The organism is Legionella sainthelensi, from assembly GCF_900637685.1.
Classification (GTDB): Bacteria; Pseudomonadota; Gammaproteobacteria; order Legionellales; family Legionellaceae; genus Legionella; species Legionella sainthelensi.
In genome coordinates, this window is record NZ_LR134388.1 from 1,568,690 (window position 1) to 1,593,633 (window position 24,944).

The window sequence follows — 24,944 nt, forward strand, 5'->3', positions numbered from 1 at the left end:
TTTTATCTATGAAATGCCTTTATTTAATTAAGTGAATTAGTTTATTGTCTGACTGAAAAAACTTAAAATGATAGCAATATAAAAAGATTAAACACTAAATTAATTTAATTTCAATTTGGACTCTTCACTTGCTTCATTATCCCCTTCATCAGTGGTACTAAAACATTGAAATAATGTGAAGCGCTTCGGAGTGAATGGATTTTTTTTACCATCCCAAGGCACAAATTTTTCCATATTTTTGAAATAAGATAATTGAGGTGCATCTAGTGTAATCGAAGGGTGCTCATCAAAAAGACGTTGAATTTCTTCTTCAAGATATTTTTTAAGTTTTTCTCCATCAGCTCCTGCCACCAATTTATATTGATAGGCTAGGGTAATATGCATCTCTTTAGGAATTTTATGGGCAATATTAAATAATTCTGCAATTGCTTCAATTGTTGCTCTTTGTTCTTGGGGTATTTCAACTTGAAGCTGGATCACACTGGATGTACGAATAGATTTAAGCTTAATCTGAGGATAAATTTTGTTTTCCTCTAAAACAGTATATAATTTTCTAAATGCACTTAATCGTTCGGTTATAAATTTTCCCCAGTTATCGCCTCCATCAGCCATCTCGGTATAAAGATCCATTGCGGTCATATGATAACTCTTGGGAGGAAGGGGTGCAAAATAGCTAGATACTAAGTTTGAATTAAGAACATTATGAATTTTACTCCAAAAAGCACTGTCGCTTTTTGATGCATTTGCAATTACTGTAACCCCAGGAAACTCTGTGTATTGACCCTGAGCGTTAATTTTATCTAGATATCTTTTCATCACCTTATCCATTAAAATTGTGATATAAAATTATAATACAAAATGACCAAATATGAAACTTTTTTTGATAAACATTCAGCCAATGGTGTCATGAAAAACACCATTGTTTGAGCATAAGTGGAATTAAGTTAAGTGAAATATCCAATAAGCAGCAAAATGCTAAATTCTTAACACCTCAAAGTTATTTAGTGAATTTTCAATACCGCGATAAATGCGATTAATTTCCTTTTAAATGTTTCTTCAAAAGAAGATTAATTTGCTCAGGATTTGCTTTTCCCCTGGTTTGTTTCATTATTTGCCCAACAAAAAAGGCCAATAATTTTTCTTTTCCTGCTTTATAATCGGCAACTTGCTCTGGATATTGATTTATTAATGCCACAATCATATCTTCCCAAAGGGCAGTGTTATCTGATTGACGAAACCCTTCACGTTCAATGATTGCTTCAATATCTTTTTCACCAGACCACAATAATGTAAAAATGGTGCGTGCATTATTTAGAGAAATAATATTATCCTGCAACTTATTGAGTAGATTTGCCATAAGATTTGCCGATACACGTGGTGTATCGAAGGCTAGATTTTCTTCATTCAATGCCGCAGCGTATTGTCCTTTCAACCAATTGATGATCATTTTTTCAGAGGCATGGCATTGTGTCTTTATTTCTTTATAAAAATAATAAGTAGCTGGCGAGGAAAGAATAAAATTGATGTCGTTTTCATTTAATGAAGGAATATTTTTTAATTCCAGATGAATTTTATCGGGAAGATCAGGCAAATTATTTTTTACTTCAGCGATAAGGGAGGGAAGGATTTGAATGGGTAATAAATCAGGATCGGGGAAATAACGATAATCATTTTCATTTTCTTTACTGCGCATTGCATGAGTAGTATGAGTATCAGGGTTATAAAGACGAGTTTCTTGGATTATTTGTTGCCCACTTTCCAATAAATCCATATGTCGTACTTGTTCATACGCGATTGCTTTTTCAATAAAGCGAAAAGAGTTGAGGTTTTTTAATTCTGTTCGTGTTCCTAATGCAACAGATCCCTTGGGTTTTAATGAGAGATTCACATCACAGCGAAAACTACCTTCTTGCATGTTTCCATCACAAATATCCAAAAACTGAACTAATTGGTGCAGTTTTTTGAGATAGCTAACCGCTTCATGACTTGAAGATAAGCAAGGAGTTGTTACGATTTCCAACAATGGTGTGCCTGCACGGTTCAGATCAATTCCACTATAACCAGAACACACGCCATGCAATGATTTACCCGCATCCTCCTCTAAATGGGCACGAGCAATTAAAACTTCTTTTTCGCTGCCATCATCCAAAACGACGGTTAATTTACCGTTGCTGATAATTGGTTTTTGAAATTGACTGATTTGATATCCTTTGGGCAAGTCTGGGTAAAAATAATTTTTGCGCTCAAAAACGGATTGATCCTCGATTTCTGCTTGGATGGCTAAACCAAATCGAATCGCCATAATTACCGCTTCTCGGTTTAATACGGGCAGAACTCCCGGAAGTCCTGCATCAATGAAGCATGTTTGTGAGTTAGGAGTGGAGCCAAAAGCGGTAGATGCGCCAGAAAAAAGCTTAGATTTCGTTTTAAGCTGAATATGAACTTCAAGCCCAATGACAGTATCCCATTCCATAGTTCACCCTTATTGATTTGGACTGGCTAAGTGCCAGTTGGTCTGTTGTTGATAATGATGAGCAACTTGCAGTAAACGGTGTTCGCTAAAATGCTTGCCCATAAGTTGCAGTCCTACGGGCAATCCGTGAGTAAATCCTGCGGGTATGGAAATTGCAGGCAGTCCAGCAAGATTAGCAGCTACAGTAAAGACATCAGCAAGATAATTTTGAATGGGATCTGCAGTTTTTTCCCCAATTTTAAAGGCACATGTTGGAGAGGTTGGTCCTAAAATTATATCGACCGTTTTTAAGGTAGTAATGAGTTCTTCTTGAATTAAACGACGAATTTTTTGTGCTTGTAAGTAGTACGCATCAAAATAGCCGGAAGAAAGTACATGAGTTCCAGTAAGAATACGGCGTTTCACTTCAATACCAAATCCTTCACTTCGTGTGTTGCGAATTAGATCGGTTAAATTTTTCGCTTTATCACTGCGGTAACCAAAACGCAGTCCATCATAACGCGATAAGTTAGATGATGCTTCAGCGCATGCAATCACATAATAACAAGGCACCCATAATGGTTGTAGTTGCAAATCCAACTCAATAACTTCTGCCCCCATTCCCTCAAAAACGTTCACTGCGCTACGAATTGCTTGTTGTACTCCTTGCTCTACTTGGGGTTGAAAGAAACATGAAGGCAGACCAATTTTTAGCTTGGTCAATGGCTTATTGAGTTCTTCATCATAATTAGGAATTGCTGATGCAACGGAAGTTGAGTCTTTAGGGTCATGTCCAGCTATAGCTTGGAGCACTAGAGCTAGATCTTCAGCACTTCGGGCCAAAGGTCCCGCTTGATCCAGGCTGGATGCATAGGCAATCATTCCATAACGAGAAATAAGGCCATATGTGGGTTTTATTCCACTTATTCCACATAAAGCAGCAGGTTGTCTTATCGAACCACCGGTATCAGATCCTATCGCAAAAGGCACTAGGCCTGCTGCCACAGCAGCCGCGGAACCTCCAGAAGAGCCTCCTGGAACACGTTCTTTATCCCATGGATTTTTGACGATACCGAAGTAGCTGTTTTCATTGGATGAGCCCATGGCGAATTCATCCATATTGGTTTTACCAAGAAGGATGGAACCATGTTCTAAAAGTTTATTCGCCAGAGTTGCTTCATAAGGAGCTCGGAAATCAGCAAGCATTTTAGAAGCACAGGTCGTTGTCATTCTCTTAGTACAAAATAAGTCTTTCAGGGCCATTGGAATTCCAGTGAGCACTTTTCCTTGACCATTTTTTAATTCTTGATCGGCTTTTTGGGCTGCAATTAGAGCATGCTCTTCATCAAGGCTAATAAAGGCATTTAAATCGCTTTGTTTTGCAATTTGAGCAAGATAATGTTTCGTTAATTCAACGCTAGAAAGTTCACCTTGACGCAAAGCATGAGCACATTGTTTTATAGATAGGATTTCCATAGTTATTTACTCTGTTCTATTACTTGTGGTACTAGATAAAGGTCATTTTCAAATTTTGGGGCTAGTGCTGCTAATTCAGTCACGCAGGTTTCTTCCGTAATTACATCAGGTCTTAGGCTTTGATTGAGAGCAAGTGGATGAAAAAGTGGTTCTACTGCTTCAGTATTAACAGCTCGCAATTGATCGACAAAGTTCATAATGGCATTAATATCTTCGATAAGTTTGTGTGAATGCTCTATATCCGTATCGAGATAGGCTAGTTGAGAAATCTTCTCTAACTCTTTTACTGAGATGGTCATAAATTAGGTACCTTGCACGTTGAAATCTTATTATATCTAGGATGTAAGAACTTACAAATATAATTATATTGCTGGTGAGATGAGCTCATTCATGTAATCGTAGGATAAACCATGAGGCCAGAAAGTAGAGGTTATCAGTTCCTGGAACGGAGTTCTGCTCACAAAATTAAATTAAAAATGATTTTAATCTATTTTCTGCGGGATGTAGAAATAAGAAAAGATTCTTTAAGTCAATGGCAATGTCTCGGTTCTGCAGAGAAATGGACTTCTCATTTTTAAGTTTCTTAAGATGAAATTGTGGCTAATGTCTCATCAATTATCTTTTTAAATAAGGAAATTCATCGTATAGCAATTGGACTACAGTAGGCAGTAACTCCTTATTTTTTATGATGAGAAGCACTGTATCATCACCGGCAATAGTCCCTAAAATCCCCGAGTTTTGTGTATTCTGAAGTGAAAAAGAAACATATTTTCTATCAATATAAAAAGCAAGACTGTTTGCGTTTCCGGGATGAGTATGGAGTATTATTAATCCATATTCTGAAATTTGCAGGTTCAGAACCAAAGGTAAATTAGGTAGATTAAAATCGATAACTTGATAAGTGCCACCAATTTTCGCAATTTTTAATTTTTTGAGTCGGCGTGATAAAGTTGCTTGAGGAATCGTGTAACCTCGTTTTTTTAAAGCATTTTGTAAATCTATTTGTTCTTCAATTTGTTCTGTCTGCACAATATTTAATATATGTCCATCCAGAGCTGGATCTTGGCTCATAGTTCGCTCCCTTTCACGCGATATTTTGAATATATAGTCATTTTTAAGAAATTATATTCACAATTTCTTGACAAAACAAGTAGGTGTTGTTAAATTTAAAAAACGAATAAAAACTGGATTTAAATTCAAATGAAAATAATTTACTCTATCTTTTTAGCAAGCTTAATTTGTGTTATGACCCTATGCTATGCAGGTTCTTCTGATGAAAACACAAAAACAATTCACTTTGCCGTAGCCGCAGAATATCCACCATTTGAATATAATGATTATGGGGAGATTAAAGGATTTGACATTGACCTAGCACGTTTAATCGCTAAAAAATTAGGTAAAGAAGCCTACTTCGATGCGATGCAATTTAGCGGTATTTTACCTGCATTAAGCTTGGGACAAGTTGATGCTGCTATTTCTACAATTACGATTACCCAACAACGACAAAAGAATTTTGATTTTACAGACCCTTATTATTTCGAAAGCATGGCGGTAGTATTTCCAAAAGAAAAACCCATTAAGGATGTAAAAGAATTAACTGATAAAAAAATAGCCGTGCAATTGGGAACTACGATGGAAATTTGGTTAAAAAAGAACGTGCCTAATGCCAACATACTGGTGATGGATAATAACAATCAAACTATAGCCGCGTTAAAAGCAGGTCATGTGGATTTGGTCTTGGTCGATGGAGTACAAGGGGCTGTTTACAGCCAAAAAAATCCTAAATTGTCTTTTTCTGTTATTGCTCAGTCAGCAGATGGATATGGTATTGCCCTAAAAAAAGGATCACTTTTAACGCCGCAACTCAATAATGTTTTACATGATTTAGATCAAAGTGGTGAGTTATCCCAACTGAAGAAAAAATGGTTCGGGGGTGACCAATGATAGAATTAAATCAAGACATTTTCTATATTGGTGAAGGGATTTTAGTGACACTAATCCTATTGTTTGGGGGGCTGTTGATAGGAACTTTATTGGGGACTTTGCTGGCGCTATTACGTTATCAAGGAATAATGAAACCCCTTATTAATGGATTTATTTCGATAATGCGAGGAACCCCGGTAATTTTACAGCTAAGTTTTATTTATTTTGCAGTACCTGCATTAATTGGAATTAAAGCAAATATTATGGTGGCAGGGTTAATCACGTTTGGTTTGAACAGTTCTGCATATATAGCTGAAATTTTACGAGCAGGGATCGACCATTTACCAAAGGGGCAGTTTGAAGCGGCAAAAACATTACACATCCCCAATTTTTATTTATGGAAGGATATTGTTTTACCACAAGTAATTAAAAATGTTTTGCCTGCATTTATTAATGAAATGATTGCGCTGCTCAAAGAAACTGCTTTAATTGCGACCATTGGCGGTATGGATTTGATGCGTAGAGCACAGTCTGTTGCTGCGGAACAATTTACTTATTTTATCCCTCTTTGTATTGCGGGCTGTTATTACTATGCGTTGGTTCTCCTAATTGAATCTTTAGGCAAAAAAATAGAGCAAAGGGGGCTTTATGTTAATTATTAATAAAGCATGTAAGTACTTTGGTGAGTTACCGGTATTAAACAATTTAGACCTTCATGTTAAAGCGCACACTGTTCTTGGTTTGGCTGGACCATCTGGAAGTGGGAAATCTACATTATTACGTTGTATCCAACAACTAGAAACATTGGATTCTGGAACAATTGAAGTGGTAGGTAAAAGTGGTTTCATGTTCCAAGATTTTCAACTTTTTCCTCATATGACCGTAATGCAAAATTTAGTATACGCACCACAATTACATCATAAAAACGTAAACCATGAAGAGCAAGCACATGCGTTCTTAAAAAGTTTGGGTATTAGTGATAAGGCCTATGTTTATCCTCAACAGTTATCTGGTGGACAAAAACAGCGCGTTGCTTTAGCACGAAGTTTGATGATGAAACCGCAATTGCTGCTTTGTGATGAACCTACATCAGGACTTGATTTGGCAACAATTGATGAGGTGATTAGTTTATTAAATTCAGTAAAATCCTTAGGAGTTACGATGATCATTGCATCGCATGATCTTGATTTCTTAAGCAAGATGGCTGATCGATTAATTATTCTTAAAGACGGCCAATTAGTAGCAGATGTGGTACCTAAAGAATTAGCTGAACCAATAGCACATTTAAAACAATATTATCAGGAGTAAACGATGACTGAATCCATAAAAAAAATTGTTCTTGCTTATTCAGGTGGCCTTGATACTTCAGTGATGATTCCCTGGCTTAAGGAGCATTATCAACAAGCAGAAATTATCGCGATGGTTTGTGATTTAGGACAAAATGAGGATTTATCTTCAATTAAGGAAAAGGCAATTAAAAGTGGTGCTACAAAAGCCTATGTGATGGATGTTCAAGAAGAATTTGTAAGTAACTATCTATGGCGCTTAGTAAAATCAGGAGCACTTTATGAAAATCAATATGTTTTAGGTACTATTTCTCGACCTTTAATCGCGCAAAAACTAGTTGAAATTGCTTTGCAAGAAAATGCAGATGCAATAGCTCATGGAGCAACTGGTAAGGGTAATGATCAGGTGCGCTTTGAATATACGATAAAAGCTCTAGCTCCAGAACTTAAAATCATTGCTCCATGGCGAATTTGGACGATAAAGTCAAGACAAGAAGCAATAGAATACGCCCAATTACATGGAATAGAAGTACCGGTAACGCCTAAATCTCCTTATTCGCGAGATCATAATCTTTGGTATATTTCCCACGAGGGTGGTGTATTGGAAGATCCAGGACTCCCTAAACCGAATGATCTGTTGTTAATGACAACCGCTTTAGAGCATACGCCTAATCACTCAGAGCTTGTATACATCGATTTTGAACAAGGTATACCTGTTGCACTTAATTCTAAAAAAACAACGCCAGTTAAGTTGCTGCAAGAGTTAAACCAAATAGCAGGAGCACATGGAATAGGTGTGGCGGATATTGTCGAAAATCGATTGGTTGGAATGAAAATCAGAGGGGTGTACGAAGCTCCTGCGGCGGCAGTGCTTTACAAAGCACATCAAATGCTAGAAAGTTTATGCTTAGATCGATCAACATTGCATTTAAAACAATCCTTGCAACACACTTATGCCAATCTTGTTTATGAGGGACGTTGGTTTTCTCATGCTAAAAAAGCATTGGATGCCTTAATCGATGTGACACAACAGCATATTACAGGTACTGTAGCTCTGCAGTTATTTAAAGGGAATATAATTCCTGAGAGTATGCATTCACCTTACAGCCTTCATGATCCAGCTTTAGCTACTTTTGAAGAGGATAGTGTTTATAATCAAAAAGATGCTGAAGGGTTTATTAATTTATTTTCTCTGTCAGCTCAGGTCTATGGTAAGGTACATAATAGCAAGGAGAGCTGCAATGAGTCATAAAACGTGGGGAGGACGATTTAAGAAAGCACTGGATCCCAGAGTGATGCATTTTAATGCGTCATTACCTTTTGATAAGATACTTTTTAAGCATGATATATTGGGAAGCCAGACGCATGCAAAAATGCTTGCTCGTCAGGGACTAATTACTCAAAGTGAAGCAGACTGTATTTGTAGCGCTTTGGAAGAAATTGGTCAGGAGCTCGAAAATAAAATTCACGAGTTTGATGAGACTTGTGAAGACATTCATATGCTCGTTGAACAATTATTGATTGTTAAAATTGGTGAAGTAGGTAAAAAGCTGCATACAGGTCGCAGTCGTAATGATCAAGTTGCTTTGGACTTAAGGTTATACTCGCGTGATATGGGAATGCATATCAGTAAGCTTTTAAATCATCTACTCTGTGTTTTAGAAGATCTCGAAAAATACCATGCTCAGGATAAAATGCCTGGTTATACTCACTTGCAACAGGCTCAGCCTATTTATTTAGGTCAATTTTTTGCAGCTTATAAAGCAATGTTTCATCGAGATTTAGACCGCTTAAACGATTGGCATGAAAGGATGAATTATTCTCCTTTAGGAGCAGGGGCTTTGGCAGGAAGCACTTTACCTCTCGACAGAGTATGGGTAGCGCAAACGTTGGGATTTACAGGGATTATTCAAAATACATTAGATGCAGTAAGCGATAGAGATTTTATTATTGAATTTTGCTCCGTTGCTGCAATAATCATGATGCATTTATCGCGTTTATCTGAGGATTTAATTCTCTGGGCGACACAAGAATTTGGTTTTATCACACTTGATGATGCATTTGCTACAGGCTCTTCTTTAATGCCCAATAAAAAAAATCCTGATGTTTTAGAACTTATCAGGGGAAAAAGTGGTCGTGTTTATGGGCATCTAATGGGTATTTTGACCGTAATGAAAAGCTTGCCCTTGGCTTATAATAAAGACATGCAAGAAGACAAGGAATGTTTGTTTGATACTGTAAATACTTTGAGTGTTTGTTTGGAAATTATGATTCCTTTCTTACAAAGCCTGCAATTTAATACAAAGGTGATGCAATTAAAGGCAAGTAGTGGCTATTTGGATGCTACGGCACTTTTAGAATCATTGGTATTGCAGGGAGTACCCTTTAGGGACGCACACCATCAAGTTGGATCGTGGGTTAAAGAAGCAATAGAACATAACTGTTCCTTGAGTGAAATTATTAAAAATCAATGAAATGCTTTTTGAGTAACTCTTTGGCTTATTCGCTGTATATCACGTGTAAAACGGGATATACAGCCTTTAGAGATTTTGAAAAATGGTTCCATTAAGTTCACGCTTTTTGAAATGAGTTACTGAAAACCTGGTTGAATAATTGGAGGCAGTTTTTCATGTCGTCTACCACCACGGTGATGTTGTTACAGCTTTTAAGAATTGCTTCGATATTTTCCTATAACGCGTCGCTTTGCACCATTTATTTATCCATGCAACAATGCTCAGTGAGAATGAGGAGAGGCGCTACAAAGCACTCCCCAAACGATTAGAGAAATACGGACTAAAGCTGCGCGAAGATAAATCAAGGGAATAATGAAATGAATAATTGGATGATTTACGGAGCAAATGGATATACTGGGGAATTAATTGCCAGAGAAGCAAAAGTTAGAGGACTTAATCCTATCCTCGCCGGGCGCAACCAGAAAGCACTCTTATCATTAGCAAAAGAACTGGGATTTAATAGCCGTGTTTTTGACCTCAGTGATCAGAAAAATATAATTAGCCAGCTTTCTAATGTTCAATTGGTTTTAAATTGCGCAGGTCCTTTTTCTGCCACAAGCCAGCAAATGATAACAGCATGTATTCAGTCTGGAAGTCACTACATCGACATTACTGGCGAAATCTCAACTTTTGAATACGCCCATAATCAAAATCTGCGAGCAGAGGAGTCTAATATTGTTCTTTGCCCAGGAGTTGGATTTGATGTGACACCAACGGACTGTATCGCAGCTCAATTAAAACAAATGCTTCCTGATGCAAATTATTTGGCTCTGGGATTTGATTCGAACTCCGCCATGTCACCTGGTACAGCAAAAACAGCTGTAGAAGGTTTAGCTCTTGGTGGAAAAGTTCGCATTAACGGTCAAATAAAAATAGTCCCTCTGGCCTGGAAAACTCGCTTCATTGACTTTGGTAGGGGCGAAAAATTAGCCACCACTATTCCTTGGGGAGATATAAGTACGGCTTTTTACACTACAGGCATACCTAATATTGAAGTATATGTCCCAATAAGCCCTAAGAGATTATCTATTTTGAAACGAGCCAATTATATACGATGGCTTTTAGGTTTGAGCCTGATACAAAATTTTCTTAAAAAGAAAGCTGCTGGGCAAAAGGGGCCTAATACGGAACAATTTAAAAGCCAGCTAACGTATGTCTGGGGTGAAGCAAAAAACGCACACGGCATCAGCAAAACAGTTCGGATTACAACTGCTAATGGCTATGCTCTCACTGTAGCCAGTAGCCTAAAGATTGCTGAGTATTTGCTAAAAAACAAAGTAAAAGGTGGTTATAGAACACCTTCGCAATTAATGGGGGCAGATTTTATCACGAGGCTATAGATAAATAAATTCAATCCTCGGAGTAGTTTTGATTTTTATTAATAAAATGTATAGATTCCGAAAAGGATGGAGGTAGACCAAATAGTGGGAATGATCAATTTATCATTGAGTTGATTTTGATTGTATAGTTCAAATGTTGGTCTGTTTTTCAAGGAAAATTTTATGGTAGTATTGTAAATTTTAAGGAGAATTGATGAGCTATTTTGGGTTGTAACCACGAATTATCCATCTCAATATTGTCGTGATGATACAAAATAAGCGTGTGCCTTTTGATGGTTTATTGAGTAATTTTATCGTGAAAACAATTAATTTGTGTTGAAAATGTAAGTTTCGTAAACGACGTATTCAGTGAAATTGTATCACTTGTACTTGTAAAACCCAGTTTTGCCCTCTGAGAGATTGAGGTATCAAGAAAATAGATTACTGTTTCAAATGTAAAGACTGGGTAGATTAAAATATAAAGATAAGGAACGTTTCAAGATGGCGTTTTCTATCGCCACTTGTATTGTTTTCATATTTTGAGCCATATAAACTGTAGAAAGAAAGCATGAAAAAAATCTGGCAAAAGGAACCTGCTGATGATTCGCAATCGACTGTTCAACTTTCAATTTTGGCCCCAACTCTTAACCGCGTTGATTGTTGTTTTAGCGATAGCTGGTTATCGATATAATACTTACTATGATACACACAGTTCTGATGCGTTTGTGGCAGGAGCAATAACTCATTTATCAGCGCTGGTTCCAGGCTCTGTTGCAAGAGTTTATGTGGAAACCAATCAGTCCGTCAAACAAGGCGACAAACTCATCGAATTGGACAAATCTCTCTACCTTTATGAACTGGAACTTGCGAAAGCTCAGTATAATCTCGCTAAAAACAAGCAGTCCTCATCTGAAAATGAACTTAGTGTGACTAAGGCAGTCCTTGCTCTAGCTCAATACCATTATGACCATACTACCTTGTTGGCTCCTACAGATGGTATCGTCGGTGAGATTCGGGTCCTACCTGGACAATATCTATCTCCTGGAGACAGAGTATTGGTTATTATCAAGCCTCAATCCTACTGGATTGAGGCGCTCTATCGTGAAACAGCCATCCGTCTTATAAAACCTGGTGATAAAGCTAAAATCAGGTTAAGTATGTATCCGGGAGTTGAGTTTTCGGGGCATGTGGAGCGTATATATTGGGCAGCTGGTGCGTCTGGCGGCCTCTCACCCCACACACAATCGGCACAAAACTGGATTAAAATAGCCAAACGATTTCCGGTACATATCCGTGTAGACGCTGTCGATCCCGCATACCCATTGCATTTGGGAGCAAGCGCAACAACGACTGTATATAGGCCATGATGTGAGTTCATTAACCATAGAAAATAGAGCAGCACTACGAACCGCTCTAGCAGCTGTAACTTCACTAATCATCGCCTTTATATGTCATCTGGACAAGCCATATTGGTCTGGGATGACAGTCGTGCTTGTAGCTAATCTATATACGGGAGATATTTTGGTTAAGGCGTTAATGCGCATCTTAGGAACTGTGATTGGCGCATTAATTGGTTATTTCTTGTCAGCTTTTGTTGTGGACAGTTTGTTGCTGTATTTTTGCCTGAATTTTTTCATTGTTGCGATTGCTGTTTATTATTATAACTGCAGCAAGTATGCCTATGCTTGGTTGTTGGGGGCTATTGCTGCATTTATTGTGATTTCGGGTGTGGCCATCACACCCGAGGACGTTCTGAGTTCTACTATTTGGCGACCTATTGAAATCGCATTGGGTGTAATAGTATCGTCAATATTCGCCTTTTTTGTTTTGCCAAATCGGATTACTGATAAAACAGTGCATGATGTAAACCTGATATTTGCGACTGTTGATGCTCTCTTTGTTAATCTGGATCGGTTATTGATGGAGCAAGATCGTTCAATAATACAGGATATCAAAGATCAAAATTCTCAGTTGAAAAACCGGGCTCGCCAATCCCTACAAACGATCGTTTTAATACGCTATGAATTTGAGCTCGATGAAACTCAATTGAATCAATATCGTTTTTTGCTTGATACTTGTCTCATATTTTGTCGTGCCCTAAACTATTTTTTATCATTAAATACCTTTGCAGCGATTAGCACGTTGCCCATCAAGGAAACCATATCTGCCATCAGATTCGATATTTCAAATTTACAGGCTAATTTTTTTAACATTTCCCCCCCCACAACGTTGTTAACAGAGTCTGCGTTAAATAAATTTGACCAACAATACTCGTGGGCAGTATGGGCAACCCCTAATGATTTCAAATCAGCAAAAGCCTGGCGTCATTTTTTTTATCAAACAAACCGAATGCTGATTGGAATTCAAGTTTCGCTTCAAGGAAGTTATAAGCATTCTAATCTAGATTGCATCAATACAAGCCAGCAATTAAAACATGACTACAATGTGATTACCCACAGTATAAAGGCTGGATTAACTACAATGCTGGCATTAGGTTTATGGTTATTTATGATTCTGCCAGGTGGGTTAAACGGAATTATCAGCAGCATTGTCATTTCAGCACGACGAAATCTGTATGACATGCAAAATACTGGAACTATGCGCTTGTTAGGATGTTTATTGGGAGGCGGAACAGGTTTGTATTTCATAATGACCTTTACCATGAGCCTCTACCTTCTTCTTGTTATTATTTTTTTTACTGTTTGGGCTTTCAGTCTATTTTCTTTCAGGCACATTAATTATGCATATTTAGGAATGCAGGCGAACGTTGCCATCATTCTGGTAATGGCTGAACATGGAGCGTCAGTGATGACGGTCTTGCCTGCAATAGAGAGAATGGCAGGGATTGTGATTGGTATAGCCGCAAGTTTTGTGGTAGCTAATTTAATTTGTAGGATGAGTTTGACAGATATGATTTGCCGATATTTATCCAAATTACAATTAAATCTTGCCCATAATGTAGCGTGCTTGTTAGCAGAGAACGATAAGAAAACAAAATACCTTGATTTGATAGATACCTTTTGGACCTGCCGTGAGCTTTTGAGTAATGCGACACAAAAATATGCTTTAGTGCATACACCAAGAACACAATGGACCCCACGGCAATGGCAAATTGACCGGGCAATCGAAATGGAAAGACTGCTCAACTCCATACAAGTTACCCTTAATAATGTACGGGAAAGTATGGATCGAAAACGTGCTATAAAATCAGCAAGTACATACGGTATAGATTTGTCAGTGCTTGAGCGCAAGATTCTTGAACTGTATTGTTCCAAGCCTAGCTGCTCTATGTTGGTTCCTGATCATCTTTACGCCCAACAGGCTCTGGAAATTTTGATGGGAGTCAAAGGATTATCCGAACCCAATCATGTAGAACTTGAAAATTGCGCCGCTTATGTATTAGCGCTGGAACAACTCGAAGTAAATGGTCGAAAAATGTTATTAAAGATTCAGGAGAAATAATATGACAAAAGCTGAGGTGCATGTGGATAAAAAACTGCAATCTATTCGGGCGATTGTTTTTGATGTACAAGGTACCTGCGCCGACTTTTATCAACCACTTTCTAGAATGGGTGAGCTATTTAACACAATAAAACAACTGTCAATTGATTGGTCATTGGTATCAAGAGAATGGCGCATGCTTTATCGTGATATTCTTAATGCCATCATCCAGGGAAAAAGGCCCTGGAAGCGGGTAGACAGAATATATCGGGAAGCTCTGGATATCCTGCTTAACGAGCAGGAGTTATCCACGTATTTTACTGCACAAGAGCGCGATGAGTTGAATACTATTTGGTTGAAACTTGATCCTTGGCCGGACAGCATCGAAGGGCTGGAACGTCTACGGCAAAAATTTGTAACAAGCACCTTGTCCAATGCAGGCATGGCGGCTTTGGTATCTATTACCAAAAATGCCAAACTTCCTTTTGATGCAATTCTTAGCGCTGAGCTTATCCAAAATTACAAGCCGGCACCCGCAGTTTATCAATTGGCGGTAGACTATCTGGGGTTTAATGCGAATGAGATACTGATGGTTGCTTGTCACAAATATGACTTGTATGCAGCCAAAGCGTTTGGAATGAGAACGGCCTTTATTAGTCGACCATGGGAATTGGGACCAAATAGTAAGCCAGACACAGCCCCCGAGAACTTATTTGACTTGAATGTAGACAGTTTCATTACATTGGCTGACAAACTGGCAGTCAAGCCTCTGATGCGATGAAAACTTAGCTCATGGGGAAATTCACCAAGTAGTTCCTGGATGTTTTCATTAGAGTTATTTTCACTAAATCCAATCCTGTTGGACCAAAAATGCTACCTGTGTTACGCGCGTATTTTCAATCCGTGTAACTCATTTGTCTGTAGATCAAAAAACAAACATATTAATCTTTATTTAATCTTAGTAAGGTAAAATTGATTAACAACATTAAAATAAAGGCCTAGAGATGAACATACACGCATATGTAAATGGTAAATACTTATTTACAATTAAAAGTGATGTAGCACATGAAAATGTGCAGAATAAGAGAGATACTCGAGATTATATAGGCGTCCGTGGTTCTGAAGAAATTGTATCTATATACAAAGATGTAGAAAAGAAGCTCTTGGAAGGCAATTATGGAATAACCCCCAGCACTCAAGATGAGCTCGATAGCACGTCCTTGGATAAGGTAAGCATCAGTGAATATTTAGCAAAAAAATACCCTAACCTGGAACGATTAGAACTTAGAGCAGATGACGATAGTTATACCTCTAAAATATCAAACACGATGGGTAAACAATATGGTTATCCTTTAGTATGGCTCAATTGCAATAAATATAATTTCAACAACGTTAATGGGACGCGTGAGCATCAGTGGGAACGATGTATTTTTCAAACTAAAGATGATTTAAATAAAATGAATTCTTTAATTGATTATTTTAAAGAACATAAGCAAGAAAACGAGCAAGGTTTATATCAAGGAGGACTTTCTTCTACTCTAGACTGCTTGAAAAACTCAGCAACAGATAATCTACTACTTACAGACCGAAGGATTCCCACATCGGTACCCTATGAAATAGGACTTATGGAGGAATATGATCATCAAAAAGGGTTCGCATTCTATGAGGGCACTTCACAGGATACTTATATAACAACTAATATAAATTCTTGTTTGAAGGATATTATAGATCAGGGACTTTTTGATAACTATATACTTCAACATTTTGGTGAAGATGGAGAAATAACTGGTGGAGTATCAAAAACAATAAAAATTTTATCCCCGGTTACAGTAAGAAACCCCTCCTACAGTCACGTAACTATGCAAGCCATTACCTTGACTATGGTGGATAATAAAATAAACTGTGATGTGACTTTATATGAAGGATTAGTAAGCGATCCCTTTAAAGCTCAAGAACTGGAATGTGTAGCACAAACAAAACAAACAGTTAGTGATTTCTTCGCTAGCAAGGGCTTAGAGATGGAGCCTATTTCAACCAACGTCCGTAACCTAAAACTGCAATTACCCTTACAAACTCACTGCGGCAGATTTGTGATGACTTGGATGGCTGCAGAAGTAGCTGGCGTTGATATCACCAAGTTGAGTAATTACAGCGAGCCATTTAACCAAATTTTTGGAAAAATTGATAAATATGGCGACAAAATATTTCGTTCTGGAGATGAACGAGTAGCTCCAGAAAAGGCGCTTGGCCATTTTCGCGAAAATTTAGAAAATTTTTTACAAATACGACAAGAAGAATTTAAAAAGCAATACCTTAATACCGGAAAAGAAGAGATTGAGCTCACTAAAGAGTTAATTGCTTTGGTCCATAAATTACAAAATGCAAATACGCCCGACAATTTACTGGCAATAGAACAAAAAATGGCATATTTGAGTGACAGCCGCTTGAAAAAAATCATTAATGAAGGAATGGCGAATCTAGGTTACGGATCGCTAAGTACACTGATTACTCAGAATAAATCACCAGAAAATATTGAAATTATTGAAATTGAAGATGATTTATTCCTTGTAGAGGACATCACTGGTGATCAACTGGCGCAAAACAGACAGCATCCAATAAATAATTCAGGAGTGACCCAAGACATAAAAGATAGATTAATAGGAATTAAAAAAGAACAAGAAGAAGTGCCCAATCATAATGTTATATCAGTGAGCGCAGGAAAATAAGTGTTATTGTTGCATTAAATAAACACTAATGCAGTGAGTGCTCAAACAGCACTCACTGCTGAATTTTGCTGAATAAAAATATCGAACAAGCCCCCAATTATCACTTGCAAAAAACTTATTTTGTAAAACTTTTTCAAGCAGTATGAAGGAGCTAAATTTCTTCAATTTAGCTCATTTTTGCAGTAGCAATTTTTTCTAAACTTTGTTTCAACATGTCTTCGAGAACTTCTTTTGCTTTCGCTGGTGAATTAAGACCAAAGGAATTGCTAAAACCTAGCCCTTGGCCAAAGCTGGCATTATGAATTGAATATTGGCTTTTATCTAAATATTTCGTGGCATTATCGCAAGAGGCAATAGCTGCTTGTAACGCACGACGATAGGTAGTAATACTTTCATGCTCTTGAGCCCATTGAGCATATTGATAATATGCTTCAGCCAATAACATGTACGCATAACTACCATAAAGCTCCAATAGGGATTTTGCATTATTAATAGCCTCCATGAGCAATTCTTTAGCGCTCTCGTCCTCTTCTAACTGCTCATGAGTCACTTTATCGAATAAAACAACATTATATCGTTGTACCGCATGAACTGAATTAAAACGAATTGCTTCCTTCAAAAAGCGAAGTTCACTGTATGAAAGCTTATTTGGCAATGCTGCTTTTACTTGCTGGGAAAGATAGAAAAAATAAGTGCCTCGTAGCAAATCAAAACTATCAATATTCTCATGTTCGTAAAAAGTAATTTGTTTTTCGGTAAAAGCAGATACAGACAACCCAAGTTGAGAATATAAATCACTCCATAATTGCCGATATAGATCTTTTTTACACATCGTTGCAAATTCAGAACTTGCATACGACATTTTGGTAATAAAACCAATATCCGCTACAGATTTTGCAGAGGAAAAAAAGGCTGACTCATCAAACGATCCCTGTTTAATCTTCTTAAGGGTCATTTCTTCTAAAAAATTTAACTTTAAAAAGTCACTTAAAGTAAGAAGAGTAAAAATAGTTCTGCGTGCATGGCTCATGCTATATTCGTATTTTATTTAATCATATAGTACTTTATCAAGGCATCGAGAAAAAATCAACATCATTTGTTAGGAAAAAGATAATTAAGCAAACTTTTTTAACCTAGAAAAAACAATTGAATGGTCCAGTTTTTTCTAGGTTTGTGATTTAAGCACTATAAGCATTGAAATCCAATTTTTTGATTATGGAAAACACCTCATACCATCATGAACGAGCCCTAAAGAAGAAGTATCATCAATTTGTTGATGTGGCGCAGTAAAAAATCGATTGCTATGGCTTGCTGTACTCATAGAGGGACTTACTTGTGGATCTAAAGAAGGTAGAGAGGCCGCCAATCTTTTGTCAAGTGCACGTTCAATAACTTGCTCATAATTTGACGGCAACAAAGTCACTGAACTGAGATTTTCTCGAGGTTTTGTACGAAAACTATATATAGGATACTCACAGGGAGCTTTTCCCCAAAGGATGTCTAAATTTTTTTCCCAATTAAATAAACCACATCCGGTTGCTGATGGTGCAAATGGATTGAGTTCTATTACCATCAGGATATAAGTGTTTTCGCCCAGCTCAATTTTATTTTCATCGGTTACTTCACCATGATATTCGCTTATAGGGACTAGGGCTAAATCAACAATATATTCACGAATACAATTTATAGAATTATCATCGTCTTGTTCCTTTGAAAAATTTAAGAATTTCGCAACGGCAGGATCTATGGACTTCAGAACATAATTTTGAAATTTTAAAATAAGACTCTTTTTTATTGATTCATCTAAAAAATTAAAGCAATCTCCAGGGGCTTTATCAAAATACAAAAAGTGAAAATATTGGGATACAGCCGTCACAATACTTTCTTCACGACAACGTCTTGATACAAAAAGCCTAAACTCATGATCGGGACGTATATTATGCCATTCACGCAAAACAATATTCGTTTTACAATCAGAAGGCGATTCTGAATTAAGAAGCGCAAATAAATCGTTTTGGACTCTAGGACTTTCTTGAATCATTTGAATTATTTTCTTGCCGTTGTTAATTTTCATTGATTTTGCCATTGATGCGACAAAAGAAACGAGTTGTTGATTCTTGTTGTCTGTATCTTTCCAATAAGAGAAATCATGACTCATCATGGTTGCAGCTTCATCAAATAGATATCTGGAATCTTTAGGGCTGCGCGTAGACAACCTCATAAATACTTCTTGATTGTTGAATTGGGAAAGGAGTTTGTCAAATTTCTGCTCTAATTTGGTACTCTGGTATTCGGAGGAGCCGTTGCCGAGTAAAAACTGAATGTCAGCATGGTCTAGTGTGAAAAAGCAAGATTCGAATGTATACTTTTTCAAATGTGGATACCAATTTTCTACTGAAAACTTATCCACTGCTTCCCATCTGGTTAACGAAGTCGGATTCGTGTCTTGAGTTGCGGGAAAATACAAGGGATGAGAGGGGTTCAACCAAGGGTAGCTTTCGTAATCAATTTCTTCTTCTTGATCTCCATTGCTGTCGACAAGAATAAAATCATCAATGTCAGTAAACTCTTCCTCCACTTCATCGAGTGACTTAGTGATTTGCTCAGAGCTCTCTACTTCAGTCTTATTTGCAGCTAAATTTCTCACGTACTCTTCAAATTGCGGAAAAATTACCTCTGATAGGAATTGATCACTGAGCTCTATTCTGTTTTCGATTGGCAGAGTACTTTCTGGAAGATTAAAAAATAACAACAGCTTCGTTAGATCCGTTTCTGAAAGGTGGTTCACCTTCAATAATAATTGATGATGTGCTTGCTCAATAGACACAGTATCTTCATCAAGTTCCAATTGAACTTGTTTCATAACCCAATGTATAAAAAGATTCCGATCCTTAATTCCGACATCGTTTAAAAGTAAGTCTAATTTTTCAAAAAAGTTCATTATTGCCATGCCTCTCAAAAAAAGTATAAACCAGCGTTCATATGATGAGCCACCTATTTGTATGGCCAGACTCGACTAATGACTCGGTCTCTAACTTTATAACAGAAAAAAATCTGATTCACAATTTTTTAATCTATCTGATCGTTATTTGGACTTTAAGTGCGGCTAAAATTGCAGGCAGAGTTGGAAAAATCTTGGCATATAAGTGATTAAATTAGGTACAAAATTGAGATTCTTGCAGAACAGCATTTTTAAAGTACAATGATAAGTCATCCTAATCATTCTTTGAGTTTGCTATTTATGTTGCAACAATATAAAACCCAAGGCGGTGTTGAGATTGAGTGTACTCAACAAAGCTTAGATTATGCCCAAGGTATAGGAAATCTTCTTGAACACTTAGACACGCAACGAGGCGCTTTATTTGCTTCAAGTTTTGAATATCCAGGACGTTATACCTGTTGGGATATAGGTTTTTATAATCCTCCCTTAGTTCTTGTCTGTCGAAAAAACTTAGTGCAAATCGATGCATTGAATCAGCGGGGGCATATATTGTTGGCTTTTATTGTTCCTTTATTGGCAAAAGAGAATTCTTTGCAACTTGTGACGCAAAATAATTCCTCCGTGCAAATTAAAATTCAAGCTTCTGAGCAGGTGTTTCGTGAAGAAGAGCGTAGTCATCAACCCTCAGTTTTTACTGTCATCCGTTTGCTATTGGCTTTTTTTAAAATGGAAAATGAATCTTATTTGGGATTATATGGATCTTTTGGTTTTGATTTAATTTTTCACTTTGAAGATTTGCAAAAACATAAAGAGCGAGATTTATCGCAAAGAGATATGGTTCTTTATTTTCCTGATGAAATTTTTGTCGTAAACCATCAAAAAGAAGAAGCCTTTGTACGTCGTTATGAGTTTCAATTTCAAAACTTATCTACTGGATCTTTAGTGCGAGAAGGCGTTTCTGTGCCGTATGAGGCTTTGCAAAAACCTAAAACAACCTGTGATCATTTGCCTGGAGAATATGCAAAAATAGTCAATATCGCTAAAAATCGTTTTGCTTGTGGTGATTTATTTGAAGTAGTTCCTAGTCAAACCTTTTATACACATTATACCGAGCTGCCCTCTGCTTTATTCAAACAAATGAGGCAATTAAATCCTTCTCCTTATGGTTTTTTTATTAACTTAGGTGAAGAGGAATATTTGGTTGGCGCCTCCCCAGAAATGTATGTACGCGTGCAAGGAAGAAGAGTAGAAACATGCCCTATTTCGGGAACAATTAAACGAGGTGCCGACGCGATTGAAGATGCCCAAAATATTCAGGCTTTACTCGACTCAAAAAAGGAAGAATCTGAATTGACAATGTGCACGGATGTGGATAGAAATGATAAGTCGCGAATTTGTGAAGCAGGTTCAGTGAGAGTCATTGGACGAAGACAAATTGAAATGTATTCTCGGCTCATTCATACCGTAGATCATGTAGAAGGAATTTTAAGACAAGATTTTGATGCGGTTGATGCTTTTTTAACTCATATGTGGGTGGTAACGGTTACCGGTGCTCCGAAAATCTGGGCGCTTAATTTTATTGAAGAGCATGAAAAATCGCCACGTAAATGGTATGCGGGTGCGGTGGGATGGTTTGGTTTTGATGGCAACTTAAATACAGGTTTGGTATTACGAACCGTTCGCATAGAAAAAGGAATAGCAGAAATCCGAGTAGGAGCTACTTTGCTTTATGATTCAGTACCTGAATCTGAAGAGCAAGAGACCCGTTTGAAGGCATCTGCTTTTTTAGACATACTGCAAAAAAAGGGAGTTAATCCGCAAGTTAAACCTTCTTTGCCCTTAACTGGAAAAGGGAAACGTGTTTTACTTGTTGATCACCAAGACTCTTTTGTTCATACCTTGGCAAATTACATCCGCCAAACAGGCGCTGAAGTAAGCACCATACGATTTGATAAGGCATTACATTATTTACAAGAACAAAATTATGACCTTGTTGTTTTGTCTCCCGGCCCAGGTAAACCCAGTGATTTTCATGTTTCAGAAACAATAGCTGCAGTAGTTTTTCGAGGTATTCCTTTATTTGGTGTTTGTTTAGGCTTACAAGGTATTGTGGAACATTTTGGTGGTGTTTTAGATGTACTTGATTATCCTATGCATGGCAAAACATCCATCGTTAAGGTGACGCATGATTCCCGTTTATTTTCAGGTTTAGGTGAGAGTTTCAAAGCGGGTAGGTATCACTCGCTTTATGCTCGGTTAACAACTATGCCTGAAGTATTGAATGTTACTGCAGTGAGTGATGATGGTATTGTGATGGCTGTCTCACACCAGAGTTTGCCGATTCATGCCGTGCAATTTCATCCTGAAACAATATTATCTTTAGTAAACCAGGCAGGAATAAAAATTATAACAAATCTGATGGGGATGATATAAAAGAATGCGCAATAAAATATTGATACTCTATGTTGTATCTGTTGTATTGGGCATCGTAGTTGGTTTAGTGGGATCAACTTTTCGTTTATCCATTGATGTATTGAGTGCTTTATTAGATCACTTTTATCATTTTCTAAGTATCAATGGATGGCCATCAGGACTAATTTCTGGATTAGTTTCTATGATTATGGTTTATGCTGCTTATCTTGCCGTGAAGCATTTTGCCCCCGAGGCTTCAGGAAGCGGAGTTCCAGAAATAGAGGGGGCATTACTCCATGTAAGACCAATATTTTGGCGACGTTTATTACCCGTAAAATTCTTTTTTGGTATTTTAGCGCTTGGCGCAAAAATGATTTTAGGCCGGGAAGGACCTACCATTCATATTGGTGGTAATTTGGGAGAAATGCTTGGTGGTTTATTTAATTTGGCTCGACGGAGAAAAGATAGTTTGATTGCAGCAGGAGCTGCTGCGGGTTTGTCTGTTGCGTTTAATGCTCCATTAGCAGGAGTAATTTTTGTTATGGAAGAAATGCGTAACCAATTTAACTATTCTTTCACAAGTTTCAGTATGGTAGTTATTTGTTGTATTACAGCCACAGTAATTTTAGATTTTATAATTGGACCGCAGCCAACTATTCCAATGAATGTCTTTGAGTTCCCACAGCTTGACGCTTTATGGCTATTTGCTTTATTTGGTATTGTGGTTGGTTTGCTAGGACTTTTGTTTAATCTCTCTTTAATGAAGACTTTGCAGCTTTTGGATAAATTAACGTCAAAACAGAAATCATGCTATGTTTTAATGGTAGGATTTTTAGTCGGTTTTCTGGCAGTACATCATCCTGCGTCGGTAGGTGGTGGAATGGACATTATTCATCAGGCAATCACATTATCGCCAAGCTTTAGTCTGTTGTGTTTTTTATTGATTGTCCGATTTATAGGTATGATGGCGTGCTATGGGACGGCTGTACCCGGAGGAATTTTTGCTCCTATTCTTTCTTTAGGCACGCTTCTTGGATTAGCGATGTTCCGTATATTAGAATTTATGCACATTGATTTTTTAACAGAACCAGGTATGTTTGCTATCGCAGGAATGGCAGCGCTTTTTGCTGCATCGACTCGCTCTCCTATCACTGGAGCAGTATTAGTGGTCGAAATGACTCATAATTATTATCTTATATTTCCTGTAATGATGGCTTGTATTACAGCAACTATTGTGTTGCAGCTGGCTCCGAATGGCCCAATTTATGAGCAGCTATTGCATAGGACTCTTGTAAATAAAAAGATAAGATAGTATCGCATCGTCTACTAAGTTCTATACATGTTGTAAGGTTATTCAGCACAGTCATGTACTTTTGATATTCATTTTACTTGCGCCTTGTCTAGAACTTAGTTTGGTGAGGCTATTAGAGCAGCGTTGTAATAATTTTAGCCTACCAGTGCCACAATTTTTCCAAAGTGAGCACTTGATTGCATGTATTGATGAGCTTCTTCAATTTGCTCCAGATTAAATTTGGAATCAATAATTGGAGTAAGTTGTTTTATTTTGAGGGGCTCAAGCCACATCTTATGGGCATCATCCCATAGTTTCGTTTTTTCTTCGATACTTTGAGCGCGAAGTACAAAACCTATAATTTTCAGCCTCTTACGCATAATCACTGCCAAATTGCATTCAACAGTGCTACCTTTAAGACAAGCAATCTGAATTAATTTGCCTTTTGGTTTAAGTAGATGCAAATGCTTATTAAAATAATCGCCGCCAATAAAATCAACGATTAAATCAATACTGTGATCAGCAATTAAATCCTCGAAATCGTGTTTATTATAGTTGATAACTTGGTTTGCACCTAATGTGATTGCTTTTTCTACTTTGTCATCTGTTCCTACAGTTGTGATTATATTTCCATGAACAAGTTTTGCCATTTGAATTGCGAGTGAAGCGATGCCGCTTCCTGCACCATGAATAAGTAGATTTTGTCCCGATTGAAAATTTCCCAGATCAAACAGGGTAGCATAAGCAGTGGTTAATGCCTCAGGCAGGGCTGCGGCGAGCATATAATCCCAGTTTTCAGGAATGTGGCGTGCAAGCGATGCCTCTACAGGACAAAACTCAGCATATGCTCCACTACCCACTAATCCGTAGACTTTATCCCCAGGCTTGAATTGGCTCACTTTTGTGCCAACCTCGATTACATCCCCTGCTAACTCCAAGCCGGGAATTTCGGATTCTCCTGGGGGAGGAGGATATTTTCCATACCGTTGCATAATATCTGCTCGATTCAGGGCTGTTGCTTGAACCCGCACCAGAATTTGTGAGTCGCTGTATTCAGGCTTGATGCCGTTTTCAATAATTAACCGACTATGTGACCCAGGATTGTCTATGTGTACGTAGCGCATATATTCCTTCTTTACCATAATCTGGGCGCAGCACGCGAAT

Annotated in this window: 20 protein-coding genes; 12 read left to right on the plus strand and 8 right to left on the minus strand. The window is 37.5% G+C overall.

The window, feature by feature from the left end; genetic code table 11:
* Window positions 1-99 precede the first annotated feature (99 nt).
* The 5 genes from EL220_RS06980 to EL220_RS07000 all read right to left on the minus strand — a co-directional run bounded on the left by EL220_RS06980 (window position 100) and on the right by EL220_RS07000 (window position 4,999).
* The gene (locus tag EL220_RS06980) at window positions 100-816 is read right to left on the minus strand and encodes a DUF1868 domain-containing protein (protein ID WP_027270156.1); all 717 of its coding nucleotides are present in this window, start codon (window positions 814-816) and stop codon (window positions 100-102) included.
* Between the two features lie 217 nt (window positions 817-1,033).
* Window positions 1,034-2,473 (minus strand): Asp-tRNA(Asn)/Glu-tRNA(Gln) amidotransferase subunit GatB, encoded by a 1,440-nt coding sequence (gene gatB, locus EL220_RS06985; RefSeq protein WP_027270155.1) that lies wholly within the window; start codon window positions 2,471-2,473, stop codon window positions 1,034-1,036.
* Between the two features lie 9 nt (window positions 2,474-2,482).
* Window positions 2,483-3,928 (minus strand): Asp-tRNA(Asn)/Glu-tRNA(Gln) amidotransferase subunit GatA, encoded by a 1,446-nt coding sequence (gene gatA, locus EL220_RS06990; RefSeq protein ID WP_027270154.1) that lies wholly within the window; start codon window positions 3,926-3,928, stop codon window positions 2,483-2,485.
* A 2-nt stretch (window positions 3,929-3,930) separates the two neighbouring features.
* Window positions 3,931-4,227: an Asp-tRNA(Asn)/Glu-tRNA(Gln) amidotransferase subunit GatC gene (gene gatC / locus EL220_RS06995; protein ID WP_027270153.1), complete on the minus strand. Its 297-nt coding sequence runs from the start codon at window positions 4,225-4,227 to the stop codon at window positions 3,931-3,933.
* Between the two features lie 316 nt (window positions 4,228-4,543).
* Window positions 4,544-4,999: an arginine repressor gene (locus EL220_RS07000; protein ID WP_027270152.1), complete on the minus strand. Its 456-nt coding sequence runs from the start codon at window positions 4,997-4,999 to the stop codon at window positions 4,544-4,546.
* Window positions 5,000-5,128: 129 nt separating this feature from the next.
* Here EL220_RS07000 and EL220_RS07005 point away from each other — a divergent pair, with 129 nt between their 5' ends.
* The 10 genes from EL220_RS07005 (at window position 5,129) to EL220_RS07050 (ending at window position 17,136) form a co-directional block, all read left to right on the plus strand.
* Window positions 5,129-5,872 (plus strand): substrate-binding periplasmic protein, encoded by a 744-nt coding sequence (locus EL220_RS07005; protein ID WP_027270151.1) that lies wholly within the window; start codon window positions 5,129-5,131, stop codon window positions 5,870-5,872.
* Window positions 5,869-6,513, plus strand: a complete 645-nt coding sequence (locus EL220_RS07010; protein WP_027270150.1) for an amino acid ABC transporter permease — start codon at window positions 5,869-5,871, stop codon at window positions 6,511-6,513. The genes EL220_RS07005 and EL220_RS07010 overlap by 4 nt, the downstream gene beginning before the upstream one ends.
* Complete coding sequence (locus EL220_RS07015; protein WP_027270149.1) at window positions 6,500-7,159, plus strand: amino acid ABC transporter ATP-binding protein; 660 nt, start codon at window positions 6,500-6,502, stop codon at window positions 7,157-7,159. The genes EL220_RS07010 and EL220_RS07015 overlap by 14 nt, the downstream gene beginning before the upstream one ends.
* A 3-nt stretch (window positions 7,160-7,162) precedes the next feature.
* The gene (locus EL220_RS07020) at window positions 7,163-8,389 is read left to right on the plus strand and encodes an argininosuccinate synthase (RefSeq protein WP_027270148.1); all 1,227 of its coding nucleotides are present in this window, start codon (window positions 7,163-7,165) and stop codon (window positions 8,387-8,389) included.
* Complete coding sequence (gene argH, locus EL220_RS07025; RefSeq protein WP_027270147.1) at window positions 8,379-9,611, plus strand: argininosuccinate lyase; 1,233 nt, start codon at window positions 8,379-8,381, stop codon at window positions 9,609-9,611. Before EL220_RS07020 ends, argH begins: the two co-directional genes overlap by 11 nt.
* 356 nt (window positions 9,612-9,967) lie before the next feature.
* A complete protein-coding gene (locus EL220_RS07030) occupies window positions 9,968-10,990 on the plus strand; it encodes a saccharopine dehydrogenase family protein (protein WP_027270146.1) in 1,023 nt (340 codons plus the stop codon).
* Between the two features lie 578 nt (window positions 10,991-11,568).
* Entirely contained in the window at window positions 11,569-12,336 is a 768-nt protein-coding gene (locus tag EL220_RS07035) for an HlyD family secretion protein (protein WP_027270145.1), read from the plus strand.
* 1 nt (window position 12,337) lies between these two features.
* Window positions 12,338-14,431 carry an FUSC family protein gene (locus EL220_RS07040; RefSeq protein WP_035905740.1) on the plus strand — a complete coding sequence of 698 codons (2,094 nt, stop codon included), beginning with the start codon at window positions 12,338-12,340 and terminating at the stop codon, window positions 14,429-14,431.
* 1 nt (window position 14,432) lies between these two features.
* The gene (locus EL220_RS07045; protein WP_035905737.1) at window positions 14,433-15,191 is read left to right on the plus strand and encodes a haloacid dehalogenase type II; all 759 of its coding nucleotides are present in this window, start codon (window positions 14,433-14,435) and stop codon (window positions 15,189-15,191) included.
* 223 nt (window positions 15,192-15,414) lie between these two features.
* Window positions 15,415-17,136 carry a hypothetical protein gene (locus EL220_RS07050; RefSeq protein ID WP_027270142.1) on the plus strand — a complete coding sequence of 574 codons (1,722 nt, stop codon included), beginning with the start codon at window positions 15,415-15,417 and terminating at the stop codon, window positions 17,134-17,136.
* A gap of 166 nt (window positions 17,137-17,302) precedes the next feature.
* On the opposite strand, the gene EL220_RS07055 is transcribed toward EL220_RS07050, so the two are convergent.
* A complete protein-coding gene (locus EL220_RS07055) occupies window positions 17,303-18,166 on the minus strand; it encodes a DUF5630 domain-containing protein (RefSeq protein ID WP_035905736.1) in 864 nt (287 codons plus the stop codon).
* A gap of 183 nt (window positions 18,167-18,349) precedes the next feature.
* Complete coding sequence (locus EL220_RS07060; protein WP_035905774.1) at window positions 18,350-20,077, minus strand: cell division cycle protein 123 family protein; 1,728 nt, start codon at window positions 20,075-20,077, stop codon at window positions 18,350-18,352.
* A 300-nt stretch (window positions 20,078-20,377) separates the two neighbouring features.
* Here EL220_RS07060 and EL220_RS07065 point away from each other — a divergent pair, with 300 nt between their 5' ends.
* Window positions 20,378-22,510 (plus strand): anthranilate synthase component I, encoded by a 2,133-nt coding sequence (locus EL220_RS07065; protein WP_035905735.1) that lies wholly within the window; start codon window positions 20,378-20,380, stop codon window positions 22,508-22,510.
* Window positions 22,511-22,514: 4 nt separating this feature from the next.
* On the plus strand, window positions 22,515-23,801 hold the full coding sequence (gene clcA, locus EL220_RS07070) for a H(+)/Cl(-) exchange transporter ClcA (protein ID WP_027270138.1): 1,287 nt from the start codon (window positions 22,515-22,517) through the stop codon (window positions 23,799-23,801).
* Between the two features lie 134 nt (window positions 23,802-23,935).
* On the opposite strand, the gene EL220_RS07075 is transcribed toward clcA, so the two are convergent.
* Window positions 23,936-24,904, minus strand: a complete 969-nt coding sequence (locus tag EL220_RS07075) for an NAD(P)H-quinone oxidoreductase (protein ID WP_027270137.1) — start codon at window positions 24,902-24,904, stop codon at window positions 23,936-23,938.
* Window positions 24,905-24,944 lie beyond the last annotated feature (40 nt).

Coding starts and splice junctions, on each gene's coding strand:
- EL220_RS06980 (WP_027270156.1), bottom strand. CDS start 816: ATGAAAAGATATCTAGATAAAATTAACGCTCAGGGTCAATACACAGAG.
- gatB (WP_027270155.1), bottom strand. CDS start 2,473: ATGGAATGGGATACTGTCATTGGGCTTGAAGTTCATATTCAGCTTAAA.
- gatA (WP_027270154.1), bottom strand. CDS start 3,928: ATGGAAATCCTATCTATAAAACAATGTGCTCATGCTTTGCGTCAAGGT.
- gatC (WP_027270153.1), bottom strand. CDS start 4,227: ATGACCATCTCAGTAAAAGAGTTAGAGAAGATTTCTCAACTAGCCTAT.
- EL220_RS07000 (WP_027270152.1), bottom strand. CDS start 4,999: ATGAGCCAAGATCCAGCTCTGGATGGACATATATTAAATATTGTGCAG.
- EL220_RS07005 (WP_027270151.1), top strand. CDS start 5,129: ATGAAAATAATTTACTCTATCTTTTTAGCAAGCTTAATTTGTGTTATG.
- EL220_RS07010 (WP_027270150.1), top strand. CDS start 5,869: ATGATAGAATTAAATCAAGACATTTTCTATATTGGTGAAGGGATTTTA.
- EL220_RS07015 (WP_027270149.1), top strand. CDS start 6,500: ATGTTAATTATTAATAAAGCATGTAAGTACTTTGGTGAGTTACCGGTA.
- EL220_RS07020 (WP_027270148.1), top strand. CDS start 7,163: ATGACTGAATCCATAAAAAAAATTGTTCTTGCTTATTCAGGTGGCCTT.
- argH (WP_027270147.1), top strand. CDS start 8,379: ATGAGTCATAAAACGTGGGGAGGACGATTTAAGAAAGCACTGGATCCC.
- EL220_RS07030 (WP_027270146.1), top strand. CDS start 9,968: ATGAATAATTGGATGATTTACGGAGCAAATGGATATACTGGGGAATTA.
- EL220_RS07035 (WP_027270145.1), top strand. CDS start 11,569: ATGATTCGCAATCGACTGTTCAACTTTCAATTTTGGCCCCAACTCTTA.
- EL220_RS07045 (WP_035905737.1), top strand. CDS start 14,433: ATGACAAAAGCTGAGGTGCATGTGGATAAAAAACTGCAATCTATTCGG.
- EL220_RS07050 (WP_027270142.1), top strand. CDS start 15,415: ATGAACATACACGCATATGTAAATGGTAAATACTTATTTACAATTAAA.
- EL220_RS07055 (WP_035905736.1), bottom strand. CDS start 18,166: ATGAGCCATGCACGCAGAACTATTTTTACTCTTCTTACTTTAAGTGAC.
- EL220_RS07060 (WP_035905774.1), bottom strand. CDS start 20,077: ATGAACTTTTTTGAAAAATTAGACTTACTTTTAAACGATGTCGGAATT.
- EL220_RS07065 (WP_035905735.1), top strand. CDS start 20,378: ATGTTGCAACAATATAAAACCCAAGGCGGTGTTGAGATTGAGTGTACT.
- clcA (WP_027270138.1), top strand. CDS start 22,515: ATGCGCAATAAAATATTGATACTCTATGTTGTATCTGTTGTATTGGGC.
- EL220_RS07075 (WP_027270137.1), bottom strand. CDS start 24,904: ATGCGCTACGTACACATAGACAATCCTGGGTCACATAGTCGGTTAATT.